Origin of the sequence: Lutibacter flavus (assembly GCF_900188355.1) — a bacterium.
GTDB lineage: Bacteria > Bacteroidota > Bacteroidia > Flavobacteriales > Flavobacteriaceae > Lutibacter > Lutibacter flavus.
In genome coordinates this window covers 208,912-232,339 of sequence record NZ_FZNX01000005.1, presented here as the reverse complement: position 1 = coordinate 232,339, position 23,428 = coordinate 208,912, and the positions used below count along the sequence as shown (strand labels likewise).

18 protein-coding genes and 2 riboswitches are annotated in these 23,428 nt (G+C 31.4%); of the genes, 1 reads left to right on the top strand and 17 read right to left on the bottom strand.

Annotated elements, in window-relative coordinates; all coding sequences use genetic code 11:
* Positions 1 to 62: 62 nt before the first annotated feature.
* The 15 genes from CHB63_RS14220 to CHB63_RS14150 all read right to left on the bottom strand — a co-directional run bounded on the left by CHB63_RS14220 (position 63) and on the right by CHB63_RS14150 (position 19,250).
* Complete coding sequence (locus tag CHB63_RS14220; protein ID WP_089379147.1) at positions 63 to 3,182, bottom strand: vitamin B12 dependent-methionine synthase activation domain-containing protein; 3,120 nt, start codon at positions 3,180 to 3,182, stop codon at positions 63 to 65.
* A 46-nt stretch (positions 3,183 to 3,228) separates the two neighbouring features.
* Positions 3,229 to 4,239 (bottom strand): homocysteine S-methyltransferase family protein, encoded by a 1,011-nt coding sequence (locus tag CHB63_RS14215; protein WP_089379146.1) that lies wholly within the window; start codon positions 4,237 to 4,239, stop codon positions 3,229 to 3,231.
* A 59-nt stretch (positions 4,240 to 4,298) separates the two neighbouring features.
* Positions 4,299 to 4,402, bottom strand: a riboswitch (SAM riboswitch).
* A gap of 72 nt (positions 4,403 to 4,474) precedes the next feature.
* Positions 4,475 to 4,687: an ATP-binding protein gene (locus CHB63_RS14210; RefSeq protein WP_394335318.1), complete on the bottom strand. Its 213-nt coding sequence runs from the start codon at positions 4,685 to 4,687 to the stop codon at positions 4,475 to 4,477.
* Between the two features lie 30 nt (positions 4,688 to 4,717).
* Positions 4,718 to 5,305 (bottom strand): DUF4202 domain-containing protein, encoded by a 588-nt coding sequence (locus tag CHB63_RS14205; protein ID WP_089379144.1) that lies wholly within the window; start codon positions 5,303 to 5,305, stop codon positions 4,718 to 4,720.
* Between the two features lie 83 nt (positions 5,306 to 5,388).
* The gene (locus CHB63_RS14200) at positions 5,389 to 5,970 is read right to left on the bottom strand and encodes a precorrin-2 dehydrogenase/sirohydrochlorin ferrochelatase family protein (protein WP_089379143.1); all 582 of its coding nucleotides are present in this window, start codon (positions 5,968 to 5,970) and stop codon (positions 5,389 to 5,391) included.
* Positions 5,971 to 6,062: 92 nt separating this feature from the next.
* Positions 6,063 to 6,830, bottom strand: coding sequence for a uroporphyrinogen-III C-methyltransferase (gene cobA / locus CHB63_RS14195; protein WP_089379311.1), 768 nt, complete (start codon positions 6,828 to 6,830; stop codon positions 6,063 to 6,065).
* Complete coding sequence (locus tag CHB63_RS14190; RefSeq protein ID WP_089379142.1) at positions 6,820 to 8,910, bottom strand: HEPN domain-containing protein; 2,091 nt, start codon at positions 8,908 to 8,910, stop codon at positions 6,820 to 6,822. The genes cobA and CHB63_RS14190 overlap by 11 nt, the downstream gene beginning before the upstream one ends.
* A gap of 97 nt (positions 8,911 to 9,007) precedes the next feature.
* The gene (locus CHB63_RS14185) at positions 9,008 to 10,255 is read right to left on the bottom strand and encodes a sulfate adenylyltransferase subunit 1 (protein ID WP_089379141.1); all 1,248 of its coding nucleotides are present in this window, start codon (positions 10,253 to 10,255) and stop codon (positions 9,008 to 9,010) included.
* Between the two features lie 117 nt (positions 10,256 to 10,372).
* Positions 10,373 to 11,272: a sulfate adenylyltransferase subunit CysD gene (cysD, locus tag CHB63_RS14180; protein WP_089379140.1), complete on the bottom strand. Its 900-nt coding sequence runs from the start codon at positions 11,270 to 11,272 to the stop codon at positions 10,373 to 10,375.
* Positions 11,273 to 11,282: 10 nt separating this feature from the next.
* Entirely contained in the window at positions 11,283 to 11,900 is a 618-nt protein-coding gene (locus CHB63_RS14175; RefSeq protein ID WP_089379139.1) for a phosphoadenosine phosphosulfate reductase domain-containing protein, read from the bottom strand.
* The gene (locus tag CHB63_RS14170; RefSeq protein WP_089379138.1) at positions 11,900 to 12,166 is read right to left on the bottom strand and encodes a DUF2061 domain-containing protein; all 267 of its coding nucleotides are present in this window, start codon (positions 12,164 to 12,166) and stop codon (positions 11,900 to 11,902) included. Before CHB63_RS14170 ends, CHB63_RS14175 begins: the two co-directional genes overlap by 1 nt.
* Positions 12,167 to 12,294: 128 nt before the next feature.
* Positions 12,295 to 13,464 (bottom strand): trans-sulfuration enzyme family protein, encoded by a 1,170-nt coding sequence (locus tag CHB63_RS14165; protein ID WP_089379137.1) that lies wholly within the window; start codon positions 13,462 to 13,464, stop codon positions 12,295 to 12,297.
* A gap of 21 nt (positions 13,465 to 13,485) precedes the next feature.
* Positions 13,486 to 16,875 carry a bifunctional aspartate kinase/homoserine dehydrogenase I gene (gene thrA, locus CHB63_RS14160; RefSeq protein ID WP_089379136.1) on the bottom strand — a complete coding sequence of 1,130 codons (3,390 nt, stop codon included), beginning with the start codon at positions 16,873 to 16,875 and terminating at the stop codon, positions 13,486 to 13,488.
* 99 nt (positions 16,876 to 16,974) lie between these two features.
* A riboswitch (SAM riboswitch) is annotated at positions 16,975 to 17,076 on the bottom strand.
* Positions 17,077 to 17,150: 74 nt separating this feature from the next.
* Positions 17,151 to 18,425, bottom strand: a complete 1,275-nt coding sequence (locus tag CHB63_RS14155; RefSeq protein ID WP_089379135.1) for an O-acetylhomoserine aminocarboxypropyltransferase/cysteine synthase family protein — start codon at positions 18,423 to 18,425, stop codon at positions 17,151 to 17,153.
* 399 nt (positions 18,426 to 18,824) lie between these two features.
* Positions 18,825 to 19,250, bottom strand: coding sequence for a DM13 domain-containing protein (locus tag CHB63_RS14150; protein WP_089379134.1), 426 nt, complete (start codon positions 19,248 to 19,250; stop codon positions 18,825 to 18,827).
* 246 nt (positions 19,251 to 19,496) lie between these two features.
* Between CHB63_RS14150 and metK the strand changes: the two genes are divergently transcribed.
* Complete coding sequence (gene metK / locus CHB63_RS14145) at positions 19,497 to 20,753, top strand: methionine adenosyltransferase (RefSeq protein ID WP_089379133.1); 1,257 nt, start codon at positions 19,497 to 19,499, stop codon at positions 20,751 to 20,753.
* Between the two features lie 68 nt (positions 20,754 to 20,821).
* On the opposite strand, the gene CHB63_RS14140 is transcribed toward metK, so the two are convergent.
* Together CHB63_RS14140 and CHB63_RS14135 are read right to left on the bottom strand one after the other, a co-directional pair.
* A complete protein-coding gene (locus CHB63_RS14140; protein ID WP_089379132.1) occupies positions 20,822 to 21,178 on the bottom strand; it encodes a heavy-metal-associated domain-containing protein in 357 nt (118 codons plus the stop codon).
* A gap of 11 nt (positions 21,179 to 21,189) precedes the next feature.
* Entirely contained in the window at positions 21,190 to 23,427 is a 2,238-nt protein-coding gene (locus CHB63_RS14135; protein ID WP_089379131.1) for a TonB-dependent receptor, read from the bottom strand.
* Position 23,428 lies beyond the last annotated feature (1 nt).

The following is a 23,428-nucleotide window of genomic DNA, read 5'->3' as shown; positions in this document are numbered from 1 at the left end:
AATGACAGCTTCTTTTAAAATTTATACCCTAAATCAAATTCCCCCTTTGGGGGCTAGGGGGCTCATTCCGCCAAATTAGGATTTAACCATTTTTTTGCATTTTCTAAATCCATATTTTTTCTAACAGCAAAATCTTTTACCTGTTCTTCTGTAATTTTACCCAATCCAAAATATTTAGATTTCTCATTTCCAAAATAATAACCCGAAACCGATGCAGCAGGCCACATAGCCAAACTATCTGTTAATTCAACTCCAATGGTTTCTTTTACACTCAACAAATCCCAAATAGTCCATTTTTCAGTATGATCAGGACACGCAGGATAACCCGGTGCAGGACGAATTCCTTTATACGCTTCTTTTATCAATTCTTGATTTGACAGTACTTCTTCAGCAGCATAACCCCAATATTCAGTTCTTACTTTTTTATGTAAATATTCGGCAAAAGCTTCTGCTAATCTGTCAGCCAACGCTTTAATCATTATTGAATTATAATCATCGTGATCTTTTTCATATTCAGCAGCTAATTCAGCGGTTCCAAAACCCGTTGAAACACAAAATGCTCCAATATAATCTTCAATTCCCGTTTCTTTTGGTGCAATAAAATCAGCCAAAGCAATATTTGGAATTCCGTCTTTCTTTTTTAATTGCTGACGTAAAGTTACAAATTGAACATTTACTTTTTTTCTATCTTCATCTTCATAAACTTCAATATCATCATCATTTACAGCATTCGCTGGAAAAATTCCAAAAACAGCTTTAGCCGTTAATAAATTTTCATTTAAAATTTTAGCTAATAACAATTTAGCATCATTAAACAAATTTGAAGCACTTTCACCAACTACTTTGTCTGTTAAAATATCTGGATATTTCCCTGCCAATTCCCAACTTCTAAAAAACGGACTCCAATCTATATAATCAACCAATTTTGTTAAATCAAAATCTTCAAAAACTTGAATTCCATTAAAATTTGGCTTTTTAATACTTACATCATTCCAATCAATTTTAAATTTGTTTTTTCGAGCAGCAGCCAAGGTTAAATATTCTTTTCTACTTGATCTGTTTGCATAACCTTCACGAACTTTTACATAATCGGCCTTAATATCTCCAACATATTTTTGATTCGTTCTTTTATTCAACAAATCCCCAACAACAGTTACTGCTCTTGAAGCATCGTGAACATGAACTACAGCATTTTTATATTGAGGGTCAATTTTTACTGCTGTATGTGCTTTTGAGGTTGTTGCACCTCCAATTAACAAAGGAACTTCAAAATTTTGACGCTCCATTTCTTTTGCCAAATACACCATTTCATCTAAACTTGGTGTTATTAAACCACTCAACCCAATCGCATCTACATTTTCATCTTTCGCAGCTTGAATAATTTTTTCTGGAGCAACCATTACACCTAAATCAATAATCTCATAATTATTACAACCTAAAACAACACCCACAATATTTTTACCAATATCGTGTACATCGCCTTTTACAGTTGCCAATAAAATCTTACCAGCCCCCCTAGCCCCCAAAGAGGGAGCCTTTAATTCTTTCTTGATTTTTGATAATACAAAATCAAGGTTTGATAACACCTCTTCATTTGTAAAACGAATTACTCTATATCCTTCTTCCTCTAACCAAAATGTTCTTTCTGCATCGCTCTCCTTATTTTCAGGTAATTGATGTATTAAACCGTCAATTTCTATAATTAAATTCGTTTTTAAACATATAAAATCTGTAATATAATTTCCTATGATATGTTGTCGTCTAAATTTATGCCCATCTAATTTTTTTCCGCTCAATACATCCCAAAGCAAAGATTCAGCCTCAGTTGGCTGCTTACGCATTTGTTTTGCATAATCTTTTAATAAACCATACAATACCGGGTTTGCAGTTTCCCAGTGAAAAGTCCCCTTTGGGGATTTAAGGGCTTCTTTTGCAGCGTCAATATATGGCAATAAGTAGGCAACCGCTTTTTTCATAACACGAGCAGATTTTACTACTTGAGGTAAAAACATTTTTCCTGAACCAAATAAATCTCCAACTACATTCATACCTGTCATTAAATTACCTTCAATAACTTCAATTGGTTTTTCAGCCTGTAATCTTGCCTCTTCTACATCTTCAACAATAAATTCATCCAAGCCTTTTACTAAAGAATGTGTTATTCTTTCTTGCAAAGGTCTTTCACGCCAAGACAAATCTACTTTACGACCTTTTGCAGTGCTTACAACACTTTCTGCAAAGTCTAACAATCTCTCTGTTGCATCGGCTCTTCTATCTAAAATAACATCTTCTACTCGCTCTAATAAATCTTTCGGAATTTCATCGTAAACTTCTAACATTGTAGGATTTACAATTCCAATATTCATTCCTGCTTTAATTGCATAATATAAAAATACCGAATGCATTGCTTCACGTACCGCGTTATTTCCTCTAAAAGAAAAAGATACATTACTTACACCACCACTAATATTTGCATTTGGTAAATTTTCACGAACCCAACGTGTAGCTTCAATAAAATCAATCGCATTTCTTTTATGCTCATCCATTCCTGTTGCCACAGGAAATATATTTAAATCGAAAATAATATCTTCAGAAGGAAATCCAACTTTATTAACCAAAACATCATATGAACGTTTCGCTATTTCAATTCTTCTTTCATAATTATCTGCCTGCCCAACTTCATCAAAAGCCATCACAATTACAGCAGCTCCATACATTTTAATCTTTCTGGCTTGCTCAATAAATTGCGCTTCTCCTTCTTTTAAACTGATAGAATTCACTACACATTTACCTTGTGCAACTTGCAAACCGGCTTCAATAATTTCCCACTTAGAACTGTCAATCATAATTGGAACACGAGCAATATCTGGTTCAGCAGCAATTAAATTCATAAAACGAACCATTGCTTCTTTTCCATCTAACAAACCATCATCCATATTAATGTCGATAATTTGTGCACCACCATCAACTTGATCTCTTGCTATCGCTAAGGCTTCATCAAATTTTTCTTCTTTTATCAGTCGTAAAAATTTACGAGAACCTGCAACATTGGTACGTTCACCAACATTGATAAAATTACTTTCTGAGGTAATTATTAAAGGTTCTAGTCCTGAAAGTTTCAGCCCTCTGGCCCCCGAAGGAGGAACGAATGGTGTTTCTATATTTTTTGTATTGTCTTGCATTATTTTTGTACTAGTAAATTATAGTAAATAAAAAATTATCTACTATTTAATTTCCCCCTTCGGGGGTTAGGGGGCTTCTTGGCTTATAATCTTTAACCAACTCAGCAATGGCATTGATATGAGCTGGAGTTGTACCACAACAACCACCAATAATATTAATTAAATTTTTATCTAAATATTCTTTTATTTGACTTGCCATCATTTCTGGAGTTTCATCATATTCTCCAAAAGCATTTGGCAATCCAGCATTTGGATGTGCCGAAATTCCTAAATCAGATTTTTGCGCCAACACTTCTAAATGAGGTGTTAATTGGCTTGCACCTAATGCACAATTAAATCCGACTGTTAATAATGGAATGTGAGAAACCGAAATTAAAAATGCTTCCGCCGTTTGTCCAGACAACGTTCTTCCACTTGCATCGGTAATTGTACCGCTTAACATTATAGGAATATCAATATTTCGTTCGTTTTTTATTTCTTCAATCGCAAACAATGCTGCTTTTGCATTTAACGTATCAAAAACCGTTTCAACTAATAAAACATCCACTCCTCCATCAATTAAAGCTTCTGCTTGTTGCTTGTATGCAACTCTTAAATCGTTAAAAGTTACGGCTCTAAAACCAGGATCATTTACATCTGGAGACATACTTGCTGTCCTATTTGTAGGTCCGATTGAACCAGCGACAAAACGAGGTTTACTTGGATTTTTTAAAGTAAATTCTTCAGCTACTTCTTTTGCAATTTTAGCAGATTGATAATTCAACTCATATACAAAATCCTCCATTTCATAATCTGCCATTGCGATGGTAGTACTTGAAAAAGTATTGGTTTCAATAATATCAGCTCCTGCTTCTAAATATTTTCCGTGAATTGCTTTAATAGCTTCTGGTTGTGTAATTGAAAGCATATCATTATTCCCTTTCACAGAAATATGAAAATCTTTGAATTTTTTACCTCTATAATCTTCCTCAGTAAATTTAAACTGCTGAATCATAGTTCCCATAGCTCCGTCAAGAACCAGGATTTTATCTTTTAATATATTGCGAATGTCTTCCATTTTAAATTTTTTACATAAACATTTGGAAGTTATTAAGAAGGTATACTTTAAAAGTATAGGTGTTATCTGTCCATAATTAATGGTAGAACGTAGCACCTTCTTTAGTTTTAAAGGGTTGCTAAGGCTTCAACAGGTCTATTCCCTCTGCCTTTCTTAATAACTAATAAGTATGTTTATGAACTTTCTGCAAAGAAACGGCATATTCTTATGAATTACAAACAACTATTCTTAATATTTATGAATTTGGTAAGATTCTATTAATTGTAATGCGAGTACCGTTATTTTTTGAAGAATTAATAAAAATTCGTCCGTTAATATAATTTATTCGTTCTCTCATAAAAAAGAGCCCCATTCCTGCCTCCTTTTTTTCTGCTAACAATTTTTGAGCATCAAATCCTTTACCGTCATCATCAATAACAATGCTCAATACTTGATCTGTATGACTTATAGAATTTAGAAACTATAAAAGTAGAAATCATTAACTAAGTGCTTTTGTAATTAACGCTAGTGCTACTTTTGGAAGTTTTAATTTTAAAGCTGCTTCATGTCCTTTTTTAGACATTTTTTTCCAAGTTTTTTGAACGATCGCAATCAGCTTTTCTTCTGAATATTTTTTTGAAAACTTTAAAAAGTAAAATTCTAAAAACACCAAACAAACTACATCCTCTAATGCTTGAGTATCCCTATTTTTTTTCAACTGTTTTTTCAATAACAAAAATTCAATCTCTTTTATAAGCTCGCTATTATAGCCTACTTCTAGTAATATTTCAGTTGCTTTTTTTGCATGAAAATCCTTTAGATCCTTTCTCCAGTTTAGATACCCAACTCTATTCATTTCATAAGAATCTCTTGGAATTTCCCATCTACAAATATGTTGACAACGTACAGTTAATTGCAATGCTAAAGATGAGTTTGGAGCGAATTTATTTAATTGCTCAGTCATTCTTTCAGCATATAATAATTCCTTTGGATATTCCTTGCCTTCAAAAAATTCTGTATTTGGGTCTAAAGCATTTGCTTCATCAAAAAGCTGAATTGCTTTCTTATATTTTTTTAAATTTACCATTGTTTATATTTAAAATAAAATAGATCCAAAAAACCCGATATAATAAAAGTTACTTTTAATTTTCATTGGATAGAGTGCAATCGCTACTCTTTTTTATGAATAATCCCTTTCGTTAAATCATTTAAAGTTGTTACTTTTTCTTCAAAATCTCCTTTAATTGTTTTTCTAAAGGAATTTAAGTTTTTAGCTAAATCATTAATATTTTCGGGAATTACTTCTTCAAAAAATTGACGTAATCTTTTAGCTAATGTTGGTGATTTTCCATTGGTTGAAATGGCAATTTTCACATTTCCTTTAGTTACAATTCCACCCATGTAAAAATCGCAGTACGGTGGATTATCAGCAACATTTACCAATATATTTCTTTCTTTACAATCTTTATAAACCTCAACATTTGTTGCAACAACATCAGTTGTTGCAATTACCATATGCTTTCCTTCTAAATATGATATATTATAAGAATCTTCAACTAATTTTACTTCATGGTTTTTTGCTAATTCAACTAATTCAGAATGAAAATGAGGAGCCACAACAGTTACTTTTGCACTAGGACTTGACTTTAATAAGAACGTCAATTTTTCCAAACCAACATTTCCACCTCCAACAATTAGAACCTCTAATTGGGCAACTTTTAAAAATATTGGGTATAATTCGTTTTGGCTCATAATTAGTGTTTTTGATGTCATTCCTGCGAAAGCAGGAATCTAAAACTTAATGTTTAATATGGATACCTTCCTTCGCAGGTATGACAAGTTTTTTAATTACTCACCAAATTTAAACTTTCGTAAAATGAACGTAATTTAGTGCTCTCTTTTACAACTTCACCAATTACAATAATTGCTGGAGATGATAATTTTTTTTGTACGACAACTTCTTCAATTGTACTTATAGTTCCAAAACCTAATTTTTCATTTTTAGTGGTTCCATTTTGAATAATTGCTGTTGGAACTTCATTTTTATTAAACTTTTTGAAGATTGAAACAATCTCAGAAAGTTTACTCATTCCCATCAAAATAACAACAGTAGCGGTTGATTGCGCTGCTAAATAAACATCATTTGATAGTTTTCTTTCTGAAGTTGTTCCGGTAATTACCCAAAAACTTTCTGAAACTCCTCTTTTGGTTAATGAAATTCCTTGACTTGCCGGAACCGCCATTGATGAAGAAATTCCAGAAATAACTGTTGTTTCGATACCAAAAGATTCAATATATTCTATTTCCTCTGAGCCTCTTCCAAAAATAAACGGATCCCCACCTTTTAAACGAACAGCATTACCGCACTCAAAAGCACTTTTTACAATTAGTTCATTAATTTCATCTTGAGAAAAACTATGCATTCCTTTTCTTTTACCAACAAAAATTAATTTCGCTGTTGGTGCATAATCCAATAATTCTCTATTGATTAAAGCATCATATAAAATAACATCCGCTTTTTTTAATGCGTTTACCCCTTTTACTGTTATTAATTCCGGGTCACCTGGACCTGCACCTAATAAGGTTACTTTTGGTTTTGTATTAGTTCTCATTTGAAACAATATTAGCTCTAAAAGCATCTACTTTTTTATAAAAGGATTGCGCATCACTCAAATAATTTTGAGCAAACTCTTTAGATGGTTCATTATTTTTAATTTGATAAATAAAATCAGAAAAAGGAACATTTAAATTAATTTCAGAAGCAAAAACTTCTTCAAACTGTTCAATAATACCCGCATGAGTATTTGTCTTTTTTCCATCGGAGATTAACAACGCTTTTGCTGTATTTACAATACTTAAATATGAATAGTAAATACTATCTGCATATTGCTCCTGCTTAAATGATTCTGAAGCGTTTTCTAGTTTCTCTTCACTTTCAAATAACAATGTTGCAATTAAATCAATAACCACACCTGCACATTCACCAACTCCAACTTCTGTTATATAATTTGTATCTGCCCCCCAATCTACAAAATCACTTTCTTGCATATTTGATACATCTGCTAATGGCTTTAATAAATTATAGAAATATTTTTCACCTTGCCTGTCGTAATAATTTACAAAAGTTTCACTTGCATTTAAATTTGTTTGATAATCATTTAAAATAGTACGTAAAGCACTCGGACCTCTTTTGCTTGGAATTTTTAACACTTTATCTGCAATTCTTCCACTTCCATCACCTAAAACACTTCCTCCTAACGACACTTGTAAGGCAGGAGCTACCAATTTCCCTGATTTAATTGACATACCTTGAAATCCAATATGAGCCATTGTATGTTGCCCACAAGAATTCATACATCCACTTATTTTTATAGTAATATCCTTATTATTTACATACTGTGGAAACTCATTTTTCAACACTTTTTCAAGTTCTGTAGAAATTCCCGTACTACTTGCAATTCCTAAATTACAGGTGTCTGTTCCAGGACAAGAAGTAATATCTAAGGTACTTTCATAACCTGCTTCTACAAATCCTAATTTTTCTAATTCAACATAAAAAAATGGCAATAATTCATTTTTCACATGACGAATTAATATATTTTGACGTAATGACAAACGGATTTCATTTCCAGCATATTTTTTAACCAAATCTGCTAAAATCCTAGCTTTATCTGTGTAAAAATCACCTAAATGAACTTTGATACCAATAGCACTAAAACCTTCTTGTTTTTGCTGAATTACATTTGTTTTTTTCCATAAATCAAAAGCTTCTTGATCTATAATTGTAGCTGAAGGAGTTTCAATTTGAGAAAAATCTATTTCCGAATCAAATCCATCAGTCTCAATTGGAAATGAAGTTATAGACAATGCTTTTTGTTCCTCTTCAACTAACTTTATAAAAGCATCAAAACCAATATCTTTTATTAAAAACTTCAGCCTTGCTTTTGCTCTTTTAGAACGTTCTCCGTATCTATCAAAAACACGTAAAACGGACTCAGTTATTGGAATTATTTTATCCGCAGCAACAAAATCAAATAAAATATCAGCTAATCTAGCTTGCGATCCTAAACCTCCACCAATCATTATTTTAAAACCAACTACACCATCTTTAATTTTGGCAATAAAACCTAAATCGTGCATAAAACTTAGGGCAGTATCTTTATCCGTTCCTGAAAACGAAATTTTAAATTTTCTACCTAATTCCTGACAAATAGGATTTCTTAAAAAGAATTCGAACACTGCATGTGCATAAGGAGAAACATCAAAAGGTTCTTCTTTATCAACTCCTGCCGTTTCAGATGCGGTTACATTTCTAACTGCGTTTCCACAGGCTTCACGCAACGTAATATCATCTTTTTCTAATTCAGCCCAAAGTTCAGGAGCTCTATCTAAACTTACATGATGTATTTGAATATCCTGACGAGTAGTTATATGCAGTCTACTTCTTGAATATTCATCAGAAACATTTGCAATTCTGTGTAATTGTTCACTAGTTACTTTTCCATAAGGAAGTTTAATTCGAATCATTTGAACCCCAAACTGACGTTGCCCGTAAACTCCACGAGCCAAACGTAAACTTCTAAAACGTGCTTCATCAATTTTACCTTCGTAAAATAATTGAATCTTTTTTTCCAGGTCAATAATATCCTTCTCGACGATCGGATTTTCGATCTCGCTTCTAAAGCTTTGCATTCTATTTGATTTTTTTAGTTAGTAATAATAGATTCCCTAGTTCATAAGGAATTATGAGCTTTAATAAATTATATGTATTTGATTTTCTTTTAGTTACCTATTCAATAAATCCTACACCAGCTGTATTATTGCTTTGTGAATCTATTAATATAAATGCTCCATTTGTTCTGTGCTCTTTAAAAGCATCAAAAAATATTGGTTTATTTAATTGAAATGAAACCGATGCAATATCATTCATTTTTAAACTTGAAACTCCAGTTTCGATACCAGAATAATCAGGGTTAATTTTATTATTAATTGCACTCACCTTTGCCAAAACTTTATTTACGCCATGTTGCAAGGTATATTTTGCGCCAGGCACCAATTCTTTAGCATCCATCCATGAAATAGTTGCTGTTAATTTTTTTTCAATTTTTGGCAACTCTCCAACTTTCACAATCATATCTCCTCTACTTACATTTACATCGTTTTCTAATGTTAATGTAACTGAAGATCTTCGTGCTGCTGATTGATATTTTTTATCGTAGAAATATATTTCTTTAACTTTTGTTTTAGTTTCTGAAGGCAATACCATTACATCATCACCAACATTTATATCTCCTCCATATACTTTTCCAGCATACCCTCTATAATCGTGGTATTCTTCAGTTTTTGGACGAATAACATATTGAACAGGAAAACGAGCTCTTCCTCTATTGTAAATATCTGCAGTATCAATTTTTTCTAAATGCTCTAATAACGTTTGACCGCTATACCAGGTCATTATTTCTGATTTATCAACAACATTATCACCTTTTAAAGCACTCACTGGAATAAAAGTTATATTCTGATCTTCGTAATCACTTTTTTCAACTAATTTTTGAAAATCAGCTTTAATTTCATTGTATCTTTCTTCTGAAAAATCAACTAAATCCATTTTGTTTATGGCAACAATCACATCTTTAATCCTCAATAAATTATTAATAAAAAAGTGACGGTATGTTTGCTCAATTACACCATGACGCGCATCAATTAATACAATTGCAACTTGCGAAGTTGAAGCTCCAGTTACCATATTTCTTGTATACTCTACGTGTCCAGGAGTATCTGCAATTATATAACTTCTTTTATCTGTTGAAAAATAGATATGTGCTACATCAATGGTAATTCCTTGTTCTCTTTCAGCTACCAGACCATCAGTTGCTAACGAAAAATCTAAATAGTCATATCCTTTTTGTTTTGAACTACGTTCTATTGCCTCTAATTTATCATCAGTTAATGATTTTGTATCGTACAATAACCTTCCAATTAACGTACTTTTTCCATCATCTACACTTCCTGCTGTTGCTATTTTTAAAACTTCCATTTTTTGTTTAGCTATTTGCCATTCGCTATTTGCTATAGGCTTAATTATATTATTATTTTATAAATCTGCTAATGGCTAAGTGCCAAAAGCTAAAAGGAAAATTTTCTAAAGAAAATTTTAAAAGTACCCTTGTTGTTTACGTTCTTCCATTGCTGCTTCCGATCGTTTATCGTCAATTCTGGCACCTCTTTCTGAAATACTAGAATCTCTTATTTCTGCAACCACTTGACTAATTGTAGTAGCATAAGATGCCACGGCAGCTGTACAACTCATATCTCCAACAGTTCTAAATCGCACAATTCTTTCTTCAACAAGTTCCTCTTTATCTTTATATACAAATTCTGAAGCTGACCAGATTAACCCGTCCCTTACAAAAGTTTCACGCGGATGTGAAAAATAGATTGAAGGAATTTCTAAATCTTCTCTTTCAATGTATGTCCATACATCTAATTCTGTCCAGTTAGAAATTGGAAAAACACGTACATTTTGACCAAAATCAATTTGACCGTTTAACATATCAAATAATTCTGGACGTTGGTTTCTTTCATCCCACTGACCAAAATCATCACGTACTGAAAAAATACGTTCTTTTGCTCTAGCTTTTTCCTCATCTCTACGAGCGCCACCAATACAAGCGTCAAATTTAAATTCTTCAATTGCATCTAATAAAGTAGTTGTTTGCAACATATTTCTACTTGAATATCTGCCAGATTCTTCTTTCACTTTTCCTTCATCAATAGAATCCTGTACATTTCTAACAATTAATTCCAGCCCTAATTCTTCAACCAATCGATCTCTAAACTCGATGGTTTCAGGAAAATTATGACCTGTATCAATATGCATTAATGGAAAAGGAATTTTTGCCGGATAAAAGGCTTTTTGAGCCAACCTCACCAATGTTATAGAATCTTTTCCACCAGAAAACAATAGTACTGGTTTTTCAAATTGAGCAGCAACTTCTCTAAAAATATAAATTGCTTCATTCTCAAGGGCGTTTATTTGAATCTTATCTGTCATCTTTATTTTTTTATGAATGCAATCCACATTCTCTGTTTGATAATACTTTTGTTGGATCAAAATACGTAAACTCGTTTGGTAAATTATTTTGCTCTAGATAAGCATCTAATTGAGCATCTGACCAATTGTAAAACGGACTCACTTTTAAAACTCCATCTTTACTTAAAGAAACAATATCAATACTATTTCTAAAGGCTGTTTGACCACTTCTTAAATTTGTAAACCACACATCTGGTTTATGTTCTTTCATCGCTCTATTAAATGGTTCTAATTTTACTTGCTCAGTGAAAATTGCATGTTGAGGATCTTCAATTTGTGGAATTCCCATAATTGAATCTCTATGTGCCGAAGTTTGTTGCGGAACATATAAATGAACATTTAAACCCAACGAGTGAATTAACTCATTTGCGTGTTTATAAGTTTGTGGTGTATTATAACCAGTGTCGCACCAAATAACTTTTAAATCTGGCTCTACCTGGTTACAAGCATATAAAATCGCCACTTCATAAGGTCTAAAATTAGTTGTAACTAAAGGAGCTTTACCAACTTCAATAGCCCAAGCAATAATTTGCTCCGGTGATTTATCTTTTAACTCTAAATTTATTTTTTCAATATTTAAATCTCTCATTATTTTCCCCATTTTATAGTATTCCAAATTCTTTCATGAAAAAAGTACAACACCATTTTAGTTACTAATTCAATTGAACCTATTGTAAGCGCTAAAGTCATTTTTCCAGTTATAACCCATGAAATAATAATTGTATCAATAGTACCAACAATTCTCCAGCTAATTGACTTAATTATACTGCGGACAGGCCTCTCGGAATGTGTTAATTTTGTTTTAACTTTATCTGTATGTTTTTTATTTGAAATAAAAATTTGATCGAGTATCATTTCTAAACTTTATACATTTATTTTTAAGATACAAACATACTATTTTTCCACTACTCTACCAACTCGATAGACTTTTAGATTATTATTTTTTTAAGAATTATTAAATTCCTAAAAAACAGTATTAATTTTTAACTATTTAAAGCTTGATTTATATCTTGAAGTATGTCATCCACATTTTCTAAACCAACTGAAATACGAACCAAGCCTGGAGTAATTCCAGCAGCTAAACGCTCTTCTTCACTTAATTTACTATGTGTTGTTGATGCAGGGTGCGTTACTATAGTTCTTGTGTCGCCTAAATTTGCAGATAAGGAACACATTTTAATTGAATTCAAAAATTTTCTTCCCGCTTCAATTCCTCCTTTAACATCAATTGCTATTATATTTCCTCCTAATTTCATTTGCTTTTTTGCAATTTCATATTGAGGATGCGATTTTAAAAATGGGTATTTTACCATCGAAACTGAAGGATTTTGCTCCAATGATTTAGCTATTGTTAATGCATTTTCACAATGCCTGTCAACACGAACAGCTAAAGTTTCTAAACTTTTACTTAAAACCCAAGCATTAAATGGTGACATTGCCGGGCCTGTATTTCTTGAAAACAGATAAATTTCCCGAATCAAATCCGTATTTCCAACTACAACCCCACCTAAAACACGACCCTGACCGTCCATTAATTTTGTAGCAGAATGTACAACTAAATCAGCTCCAAATTTAATAGGTTGCTGTATATAAGGAGTTGCAAAACAATTATCAATAATTAATAATAAGTTGTGTTTTTTTGCAATTTTCCCTAACAATTCTAAGTCAATAATATCAACTCCAGGATTTGTTGGAGATTCAGCATATAATATTTTTGTTGAAGGTGTAATTAATCCCTCAATTTCATCAGGATTGTTAATATCAAAATAAGATGTTGTAATATTCCATTTTGGAAAATACTTTGTAAATAAAGTATGAGTTGATCCAAAAACAGAACGAGCTGAAACAATATGATCTCCACTACTTAATAACGCTGCAAAAGTTGAATAAATAGCTGCCATACCGGTTGCAAACGCATAACCATCTTCTGCACCTTCCATTTTTATCACTTTTTCAACAAACTCGGTTGTATTTGGGTTGCTAAAACGAGAGTAAATATTTCTAATTTTTTCTTCTGTAAATGAAGCTCTCATATCTTCAGCATCATCAAAAACAAAGCTAGAAGTAACATACATTGGTGTTGAATGTTCCTGAAAATGAGAACGCTCTAATTGCGTTCTAATAGCATCGGTTTCAAATTTATTATCGCTCATAATGTTTTGTAAATCTTATTTTTAATTCTTCTCTGCCAATCTTAAAATATCTCCAAAAACTCCTCTTGCAGTTACTGCTGCTCCCGCTCCTGCTCCCTGAATAACAATTGGTTTTTCTCCATATGATTCAGTAAATACTTCAAAAATAGCATCGGCCCCTTGTATTTGACCCAAAGCACTATTGGATGGAACAGATATTAATTTTACTTCTAAAACACCTTTATCTTCTTGTAAATTACCAGATAAATCTCCAATGTATCTTAACACATGACCTTCCTTCTGGTTGTCTTTTACGCTCTGATAATAAGCATCCATTTCTTCTAATTTACTTAAAAATTCTGAAGCAGTACCTTCACGTAAATCTTCTGGAATTAAATTTTCAATTTTTACATCATCAAATTCATTTTGTAAATCTAATTCTCGTGCTAAAATTAATAATTTTCGCCCTACATCATTTCCACATAAATCTTCGCGAGGATCTGGTTCTGTAAAACCACTATCAATTGCTTCTTTTAAAACAGCGCTAAAAGGCCTATCCTGAACAGAATAATTGTTAAATAAATAACTTAATGAACCTGAAAAGACACCTCTAATTCCTGTGATATTTTCACCTGAATCATGTAACAATTTAATAGTATCAATTAAAGGCAAACCAGCACCAACATTGGTTTCATACAAATATGCCTTTTTGTTTTCACTCAATTTTTTACGTAATTCTTTATAAAAAGAATATTCCAATGTATTTGCAATTTTGTTTGAAGAAATTAAATCGAATCCATTATCAACTAGATCAATATAATTTTTTACAAACTCACTACTCGCAGTGTTATCAATTGCAATTAAATTTTCTAAATGAAACTTTTCGGCATATTCAATAATATTTTGAACACTATTTACTACTTCACTAGTTTCTAAATCTTTTTCCCAATTATCTGAAACACCATTTTTACTAAGTAATACATTTGATGAATTTGCAACGGCAAAAATATTTAGATTGATATTTTTTCTTTTAATAATATTTTCTTTACTCTTTAAAATCTGATTTATAAGGGTTCCTCCTACTAAACCTTTACCAAAAATAGCAATGTTTATATTTTTTGAAACTCCAAAAATCTCACCGTGAATTACATTTGCCGCTTTATGTAAATCCGTTTTTTTAACAACCAAACACACATTTTCTCCTGTAACAGTATTGTTTATTAAAATTGGAGTAATGTGGTTTTTAATTAAAGCACTATAAGGCTGATTAAAAGAGTATAAACTCTGTCCAATAATTGATATTACAGATACATTTTCAGTAATATAAATCTGACTTACATCTTTACTTTGAAATTCATTTTTAAATTCGTTTTCAAGTACTTTTTTAGCTTTGTAACCATCTCTTGCATCAACTATAAATCCAATTCCTCGCTCTGATGATCCCTGCGAAATAATACTTACACTAATATTTTCCTTTCCTAAAGCGCTAAAAATTCTACCATCTACACCAACCTTACCTAGTAAACCTCTACCAATTAGATTAACCAATGCAACATCTTGTTCTACAGAAAGTGATTTAATTCCACCACGTTCAGTTTCTGAACCAATTAAAGTCCCTGTATTATCAGCATTAAACGTATTTAATATTCTTAATGGAATGTTCTTTTCTATTAACGGAATAATCGTTTTTGCATGTAAAATATTAGCCCCAAAATTTGCCATTTCATTAGCTTCCTGGTACGATAATTTTTCAATTTTCTGTGAATTTTCAACTAAATCAGGGTTTGCAGTATAAATTCCGTTTACATGTGTATAGTTTTGAAATTCTTCAGCATTTAAAAAATTAGCAATTAATGCTGCGGAATAATTACTTCCATTTCTACCCAAAGTAGTAGTTTCTCCATTTAAATTAGAACCAATAAAACCAGTTATTACTTGGATAACATCATCATCTACATTTCTAAAATGTTCAACCACGTTTTCTTCTGAAACACTTTCAAATGGCAATGCTTTTCCAAACTGATTATTTGTTTTTATTAAATTTCTGGAGTCCACAAAATTTGCTTTAACCCCACTTTTATTCAATAAATGGGTAATAACTTTTCCTGATAAAATTTCTCCCTGAGCAAGAATTTGATCTTTTACTTTTGGGCTATAATCACCTAATAAATTAACACCTTTAAAAATTTCATCTAACAATTGAAATTCTGCCGATACATCTACTGAATTATCAACTGCTAATTGATACTCTTTTAATTGCTGTAATTCTTCTAAATATGGTAAACTATTTTTTGCCTTTTCTAAAATAGATTCTAATTGATTGGTTGTATTACCTCTCGCTGAAACAACTAATGCTATTTGCTCTCCATTTGTTACTTTATCTGAAACTATTTTCAAAATACAGTCTAAACCCTTTCCGTTCGCCAACGATTTCCCTCCAAATTTTACTACTTTCATCTTATTTTTTTTAGAACTTTGATTAAATATTGGTTCTATTATTTTTCCTAATTGTTTGTATTCTATCAAAAAAGCATCGTGCCCATGTACCGAATTAATTTCGTTATAAGTTACATTTGGGTTTAACAATGCTAGTTGTTTATGGGTTTCTTTATTCTCTTCAGCAGTAAAAAACAAATCTGAATCAACTCCAATTATGTGAATATTTGCTTTAATTGAATCTAAAATTGTAGCCTCTCTGCCTTTGGTAACATCAATTGTTCTTAACAACTGATTCATTAATTTATATGCAGATAATTGAAAACGCTCTTGTAATTTTTTTCCATGATGCAACAACCAACTCTCTACATTAAAAATTTCTAATTCATCATTTTTTGAACGTTGAAATCGTTCTTTAAAAGATTCAGGAGTTCTATAACATAACATTGCATGCATACGAGCATCGTGCACCGGATTACTTGAGTTTGATAAAAATTGCTCTTGTATTTGACAGTTAGCTATTAACCAATCTGTAGATTTCCAATCAGTTGCTATGGTAATTAAATGTTTTGTGATTGTTGGATTTACAACTGCCATTTCCCATGCGATTCCTCCACCTAAAGAACCTCCTACAAGAGCAAATATTTCATCTAATTTTAATTCACTTAAACCTTTTAAAAAGATTTTAGCAATATCTCTGGCAACAAAATCTTTATAATTATCTATAACAAAACCATCAAAACTGTTTCCTGGAATGTTGAAAGACAAAATTGTATATTTATCTGTATCAATTACTTTATTTTTACCAACTAAATCATTCCACCAACCATCTTTACCCGCAACATTGCTATTTCCTGTCAATGCATGGTTTACTAAAACAATGGGTGCAGTGTATAATTCTTTCCCAAAAAGTTGATATGAAAGGTTAATATCTTGACCTTCACTCCCCTTTTCAGGAATAAAATTAGTTATTGTTATGTGTTTTAATTGACTCATTAAATACTCTATAAATTGATTAAAAATCAAAAATTATTTGTTTCAGCTTAAAAAATAGTGTTACGAGAAATTGCAGTAATTACAAAAAGTAATTACGTTGAGTTATCTATCCAAAATGGGTAGAATTTAGCACCTTCTTTAAAAGCTAAAGGGTTGCTAAGGCTTCAATGGGTCTATTCCCTCTGCCTTTCTTGATAACAATAGTCAATAAGTTTATGAACTAAGTGGCAAATTAACGCAATAATTATTTCTCAAACAAAACATTTCAGCAAAAATTAAATCTTCTTAAAAGCTGCTGCTAAATCTTGCTTCAAATCTTCAATATCTTCAAGACCTACAGACAATCTTATTAAATCTTGTGTTACTCCTGCTCCAGCTTGTTGTTCTAATGTTAATTGCTGGTGTGTTGTACTTGCAGGATGAATAATTAATGATTTTGTATCTCCAATGTTAGCTAATAATGAAAATATTTCAGTAGCATCAGTCACTTTTTTAGCAGCTTCAAAACCACCTTTTACACCGAAAGTAACCAATCCGCTCTGGCCTTTTGGTAAATATTTTTTAGCCAACGCATTGTATTTATTACTTTCTAAACCAGGATAATTTACCCATTCCACTTCGTCTCTACCTTCTAACCATTTTGCTAATTCCAAGGCATTTGCACTGTGTTGTTTTATACGAACAGGCAATGTTTCTAACCCTTGAATAATTTGAAATGCATTAAAAGGACTTAAAGCACCACCAAAATCACGTAATCCTTCTAAAATTAATTTAAATGTAAAAGCTGCTGCTCCTAAAGCTTCACTATATATCAAACCATGGTATCCTTCTGAAGGCTCCGTAAATTCAGGAAACTTTCCATTTGTCCAATCAAAAGTTCCTGCATCAATAATTGCGCCTCCTAAGGAATTTCCTTGTCCACCAATATATTTTGTTAATGAATGAATTACTAGGTTTGCTCCGTGTTTGATAGGATTTAATAAAGCCGGACTCGCAACTGTATTATCCACTATAAATGGCACTCCAGCAGCTTTTGAATGTTCTGCAATTGCTTCTAAATCTAGCACATCTAATTTTGGGTTCCCTAAAGATTCAACAAAAAAGGCTTTTGTATTATCTTTAACGGCCTTTTTAAAATTTTCAGGGTTTGATGCATCTACAAACGTAGTTGTAATTCCCAATCTTGGTAACGTAACATTTAACAAAGTAAACGTACCTCCATACAAACTACTGGAAGCTACAATATGATCACCCGCTTTCAACAAAGTTAACAATCCGGTAGATATTGCTGAAGTTCCAGAAGCAAAAACCACAGCTCCTATACCTCCTTCAATGGCAGCCAAACGCTGTTGTAAAATATCGTTTGTTGGGTTATTTAAACGTGTGTAAATAAAACCTAGCTCTTTTAATGAAAACAAATTAGCAGCGTGTTCCGTATCATTAAAAACATACGATGATGTTTGATAAATTGGTACGGCTCTTGTTCCTGCTGTTTTAGTTGTATCGTGTCCTGCGTGTAATGCTTGTGTTGATAATTTTTGAGTGCTCATTTTATATAATTTTTATATTTTAATTCAAATTTTAAATAAAAAAGCCCCTTTGGTTTTAGGTATTACCAAAGGGACTTAAATCTTATATGATTTTATTTTTCCATTTATTTTAGGCAATACCATTTCATTGTGCTACGCATCATTCGCATAGATATTTTAGACATATTGCACATTTTTTTTTGAAAATTTGAGTTCATTTTATTACTTTTTTGATATAAAAAAACCTCTGATAAATCAGAGGTTTTTATTTATTATATATTATTATATTTTAAACAATAGCAGCCTCTGTGTAAATTTCACACATCATATAACGCATTTTGTTAAACATAATATTCATTTTTCTTTATTTTAATGTGACAAATGTAATCACATTTATTTAATATGCAATAAAAAAAATAATTATTTTAATTCAGCTGTACCAAAACTTACTGAAAAATCTACACACCAAATATTCACAATTTTAAATTTCTCTAAATCAATATTTTCTGGAATTGAATAGGTGAAATTTCCTGAAACACCTTTTAAATCCCCAAGATTTACATATTCTGTTGAGTTGGTATCTGTTGATAAATACACCAATAATTTTGGACCATTATCTGTTTTAAAATTAGCAAAAGACAGCACTGTTTTATCAGAATTTACAGTTGCTTTTCCAGATGTTGGATGCGCACCATCTACAAAATCGCCCATAGCAAAATTACTAACTTCCATATCATCAACTAATTCTTCTGCCATTTGATCCTCTAAAATTTCCATAGAAACATCATTGTCTGAGCAACTAATACTTATAACTGTACAAAGAACTAAAACTAGTATTTTTTTCATCTTAAATTTGGTTTTATTGTGTTTTGTCTCACCAAAAAACAAATCATTACAAAAAAATTTATGAATTATTTAGCAGTAAATTAGCTTTTAAATTTTAAATTTTCATAGATTTGCAGTCGAAATAATCCGAGGAAAAATTTGAACTGATTGCAACCTCATTAAAAAATGCTAAAGCAGTAATTATTTACTCCTTTTAGCGACCAACGCAATCTTCAATTTTCTTAAATAATTTAAAATTAGATAATTATGTCATATTTATTTACATCCGAATCAGTTTCTGAGGGACATCCAGATAAAGTTGCTGATCAAATTTCAGATGCTTTAGTAGATAACTTTTTAGCTTTTGATGAAAACTCAAAAGTTGCATGTGAAACTTTAGTAACCACTGGTCAAGTAATATTAGCAGGTGAAGTAAAATCTAATACTTATTTAGATGTTCAAAAAATAGCAAGAGACGTTATTAATAACATTGGCTATACAAAAGGAGAATATATGTTTGATGGTAATTCTTGTGGTGTTTTATCTGCAATCCACGAACAATCTCAAGATATAAACCAAGGTGTAGATAGAGCTACAAAGGAAGAGCAAGGTGCTGGAGATCAAGGAATGATGTTTGGCTACGCAACAAATGAAACTGAAAATTTAATGCCATTAGCGTTGGATTTAAGTCATAGAATTTTGCACGAACTTGCTGAATTACGAAGAGAAAATAGCGATATTACATATTTACGTCCAGATTCTAAAAGTCAAGTTACTATTGAATATACCGATGATAATGTTCCTTTTAGAATTAAAGACATTGTAGTTTCAACTCAACATGACCAATTTAATGAGGATGATGAAGCTATGTTGGCAAAAATAAAAAGCGACGTAATTCATATTTTAATTCCTAGAGTAATTGCAAAATTACCTGTTTCAATTCAGGCATTGTTTAACGACAATATTGTATACCACGTAAATCCAACTGGAAAATTTGTAATTGGTGGACCTCACGGTGATACTGGTTTAACAGGCCGAAAAATTATTGTTGATACTTATGGAGGTAAAGGTGCTCATGGTGGTGGTGCTTTCTCTGGAAAAGATCCAAGTAAAGTTGATAGAAGTGCAGCTTATGCAACTCGCCATATTGCTAAAAATTTAGTTGCTGCCGGAGTTGCAGATGAAATTTTAATACAAGTTTCTTATGCTATTGGAGTTGTAAAACCTATGGGTATTTACGTAAACACTTATGGAACTTCTAACGTTGATAAAGCCGATGGTGAAATTGCAGAAATAGTTGAAAAATTATTTGATATGCGACCTGCTGCTATTGAAGAACGTTTAAAACTTCGCCAACCAATGTATTTAGAAACTGCTGCTTACGGACATATGGGTCGTGATAATAGAACCGTTACTAAAACTTTTTCAAACGTTGACGGTACTGAAAAAACCATTGATGTTGAATTATTTACTTGGGAAAAACTAGATTACGTAGAGAAGGTAAAAGACGCTTTTAACTTATAATCTTTTCCGAATTCAAAAATAAAAAAAGACGATTTCTTAGAAATCGTCTTTTTTTTATCATATATTTTTTACTCTTTTTTGTGATCGTCTATCACATTTTCATCTCTGTATTTACAACAATCATGTAAACTATTATAAGCTTCATCTGAAGCCTTTAAATCTTTCATATCGTGGCCTGCATTTGCAACGCTATTCTTTATTTTTTGGGTATCCGTTTTGCGTTCGTCAAAAATAAGACTCAATTCATGTGTTTTTACATTCCACACTGCTGATTTTACACCTTTTGTTTTAATACAAGCTTTTTCAATGCGCTCTTTACACATTAAACATACCCCATCAACTTCAAAAGAAGTTCTTGCATTTTTATTCTGAGCATACGATATCACTCCAGTAAGAAGCAACATGATTAATAATAATTTTTTCATTTTATTTAGTTTTAATTTAATTTATATCTAAGACCCGTATAAAACATACTTCCAAAAACAGGACCATATACAAGTGTACTATCAAAATATGGACCAAATGGATTTTCAGCGCTTACAACTGGATTCTTTTGCTTTACGTTTGTTATATTTTCACCTCCAATATAAACTTCAAACTTAGGTGAAAACACTTTTGTTGCCTGTACATTTAATGTTGATAGCGTTGGAGAAAATTCATTTAATTGATATTCGATTTCACTATTCTTTGTTGATGGCAATCGTTGTTTACTCAACCAATTATAAGTAGCATCAAATTTCCAATGACTTCCATTCTTTTTCGTATGTAATTCATAAGATGCATTTGCAAACACCCTATTCTTAGGAATTAAAGGAGTTAATTTTTTACCTGATTTATACTGAGTCATTACATCGTAATACTTATACGCCAATTTTAAATTAAAATGATTAAATGGATTGTAACTGAACTCCGATTGAAAACTATTTGAATAACTTTCACCTTCTAAATTGTAGAAGCTTATTTCTGTTGAATTTTCCCAATCAACAACTACTTGGTTTTTAAAATCAGTTCTATAAAAGTCAATATTAATATCGGCTTTTCCACCAAATAAATTAAATCCTTGTAAATATGAAACACCATAATTCCAAGCAATCTCAGGGTCTAAACCGTAAACTTTCCCACCAGAGTTAAAGATATTTATACTTCTTGAGGTTGCAAACATCTTTTGATTTTCAGTGAAAATATTAGCACTTCTTTTTCCCCTTCCAAAAGAAGCTCTTAATGCAGATTTCTCCCATTTTGAATAACGTATGTGAAATCTTGGAGTAACAAAAGTTCCTAATAAATTATGATGATCAATTCTAATTCCAGCAGACATATTAATGGCTCCTAAATCATCATAATTATACTCGAAAAAACCACCTACAGAATTCTCATTTCTACTATAATCAGTGTCTAAAACCAGCTCATTATATTCATCATAAGTAAAACTAACTCCTGTTTTTACCTTATGTCGAGAATCGGATATAATTGAGTTGTACAATAGGTTTGAATAAAAACTTTGGTGCTTTATGTCATACCTTTTCAGTCCAAAATATGAATCTTGCTTATGATCACTATATGCCAATTGCAAACCTAAACTTTGGTAAGGAATGTTTGGGTTAACATACCCTAATTTAAAAGAAATATCCAATCGTTCTGTATCTATCTCACTTCCCCAAAAATTCGTTGTTAATTTATCAGTATCCGGATTAAAACTTACCTGACCCGATTGTTTTTCATCATTTAAATATCTTAAATTCAAAAAACTCACAAAACCAGTTTCGGTATTGGCATACTGCCAACGGTTCATTACATTTATTTGCTTTGCCAAAGGAGCATCTAAAAATGAATCATTGTTTTTATCATTTTTTTTATCTCTAATATTTCCGTGTAAATAAAGCCCTGTACTCCATTTTTCACTTAATTTTGAATTCAAATGTGTATTCAATTCCATTCGTCCATTACCCGCAGTATATGCATTTACAAAAAGTTTATCATCCGTACTTGGTTTTTTAAGTTCAGCATTAATCTGACCAGCAATACTTTCAAATCCGTTAATAACACTTCCTGTTCCTTTTGTAATTTGAATACTTTCTACCCAAGTTCCTGGAATAAAACTTAAGCCATAAGCTTGCGAAGCCCCTCTAATCGAAGGAACATTTTCAGTTGTAATTAAAATATTAGGACTTGTTAAACCCAACATTTTTATTTGACGTGTTCCTGATATAGCATCAGAAAAATTAACATCAATAGAAGGGTTTGTTTCAAAGCTTTCAGCCAAATTACAACAAGCAGCTTTCAATAATTCATCGCTACTAACATTAATAATATTAAATGATTTTATGTATGAAACTGATGTTGATTTCTTTTGTCGTTTCAAAATAACTTCATCTAACATACTAGTTGGTTTCAACCTATGAGTAATACTATTTGAATTTTTTACAGTTATCGTATCTGTTTTAAATCCTACGTAACTAATCACAAGTTTTTTATACACATTTTTATATGGAATTTTAAATGCTCCATTAATATCGGTTACAGTACCTATTGGCAAATCTAACCAATAGACATTTGCTCCCGGCAATACAATTTCTCTATTGTCTGGATTGTCTTCATAAATAACACCTTTCACTTGTTCTTGAGAAAAGAGAAATATGGGAATTATAAATAAAAAATATAGTATTTTTTTCATT

Excerpts from the sequence above, each read along its gene's own strand:
- CHB63_RS14220 (WP_089379147.1), bottom strand. The coding sequence starts at position 3,182 with ATGCAAGACAATACAAAAAATATAGAAACACCATTCGTTCCTCCTTCG.
- CHB63_RS14215 (WP_089379146.1), bottom strand. The coding sequence starts at position 4,239 with ATGGAAGACATTCGCAATATATTAAAAGATAAAATCCTGGTTCTTGAC.
- CHB63_RS14205 (WP_089379144.1), bottom strand. The coding sequence starts at position 5,305 with ATGGTAAATTTAAAAAAATATAAGAAAGCAATTCAGCTTTTTGATGAA.
- CHB63_RS14200 (WP_089379143.1), bottom strand. The coding sequence starts at position 5,970 with ATGAGCCAAAACGAATTATACCCAATATTTTTAAAAGTTGCCCAATTA.
- cobA (WP_089379311.1), bottom strand. The coding sequence starts at position 6,830 with ATGAGAACTAATACAAAACCAAAAGTAACCTTATTAGGTGCAGGTCCA.
- CHB63_RS14190 (WP_089379142.1), bottom strand. The coding sequence starts at position 8,910 with ATGCAAAGCTTTAGAAGCGAGATCGAAAATCCGATCGTCGAGAAGGAT.
- CHB63_RS14185 (WP_089379141.1), bottom strand. The coding sequence starts at position 10,255 with ATGGAAGTTTTAAAAATAGCAACAGCAGGAAGTGTAGATGATGGAAAA.
- cysD (WP_089379140.1), bottom strand. The coding sequence starts at position 11,272 with ATGACAGATAAGATTCAAATAAACGCCCTTGAGAATGAAGCAATTTAT.
- CHB63_RS14175 (WP_089379139.1), bottom strand. The coding sequence starts at position 11,900 with ATGAGAGATTTAAATATTGAAAAAATAAATTTAGAGTTAAAAGATAAA.
- CHB63_RS14170 (WP_089379138.1), bottom strand. The coding sequence starts at position 12,166 with ATGATACTCGATCAAATTTTTATTTCAAATAAAAAACATACAGATAAA.
- CHB63_RS14165 (WP_089379137.1), bottom strand. The coding sequence starts at position 13,464 with ATGAGCGATAATAAATTTGAAACCGATGCTATTAGAACGCAATTAGAG.
- thrA (WP_089379136.1), bottom strand. The coding sequence starts at position 16,875 with ATGAGTCAATTAAAACACATAACAATAACTAATTTTATTCCTGAAAAG.
- CHB63_RS14155 (WP_089379135.1), bottom strand. The coding sequence starts at position 18,425 with ATGAGCACTCAAAAATTATCAACACAAGCATTACACGCAGGACACGAT.
- CHB63_RS14150 (WP_089379134.1), bottom strand. The coding sequence starts at position 19,250 with ATGAAAAAAATACTAGTTTTAGTTCTTTGTACAGTTATAAGTATTAGT.
- metK (WP_089379133.1), top strand. The coding sequence starts at position 19,497 with ATGTCATATTTATTTACATCCGAATCAGTTTCTGAGGGACATCCAGAT.
- CHB63_RS14140 (WP_089379132.1), bottom strand. The coding sequence starts at position 21,178 with ATGAAAAAATTATTATTAATCATGTTGCTTCTTACTGGAGTGATATCG.
- CHB63_RS14135 (WP_089379131.1), bottom strand. The coding sequence starts at position 23,427 with ATGAAAAAAATACTATATTTTTTATTTATAATTCCCATATTTCTCTTT.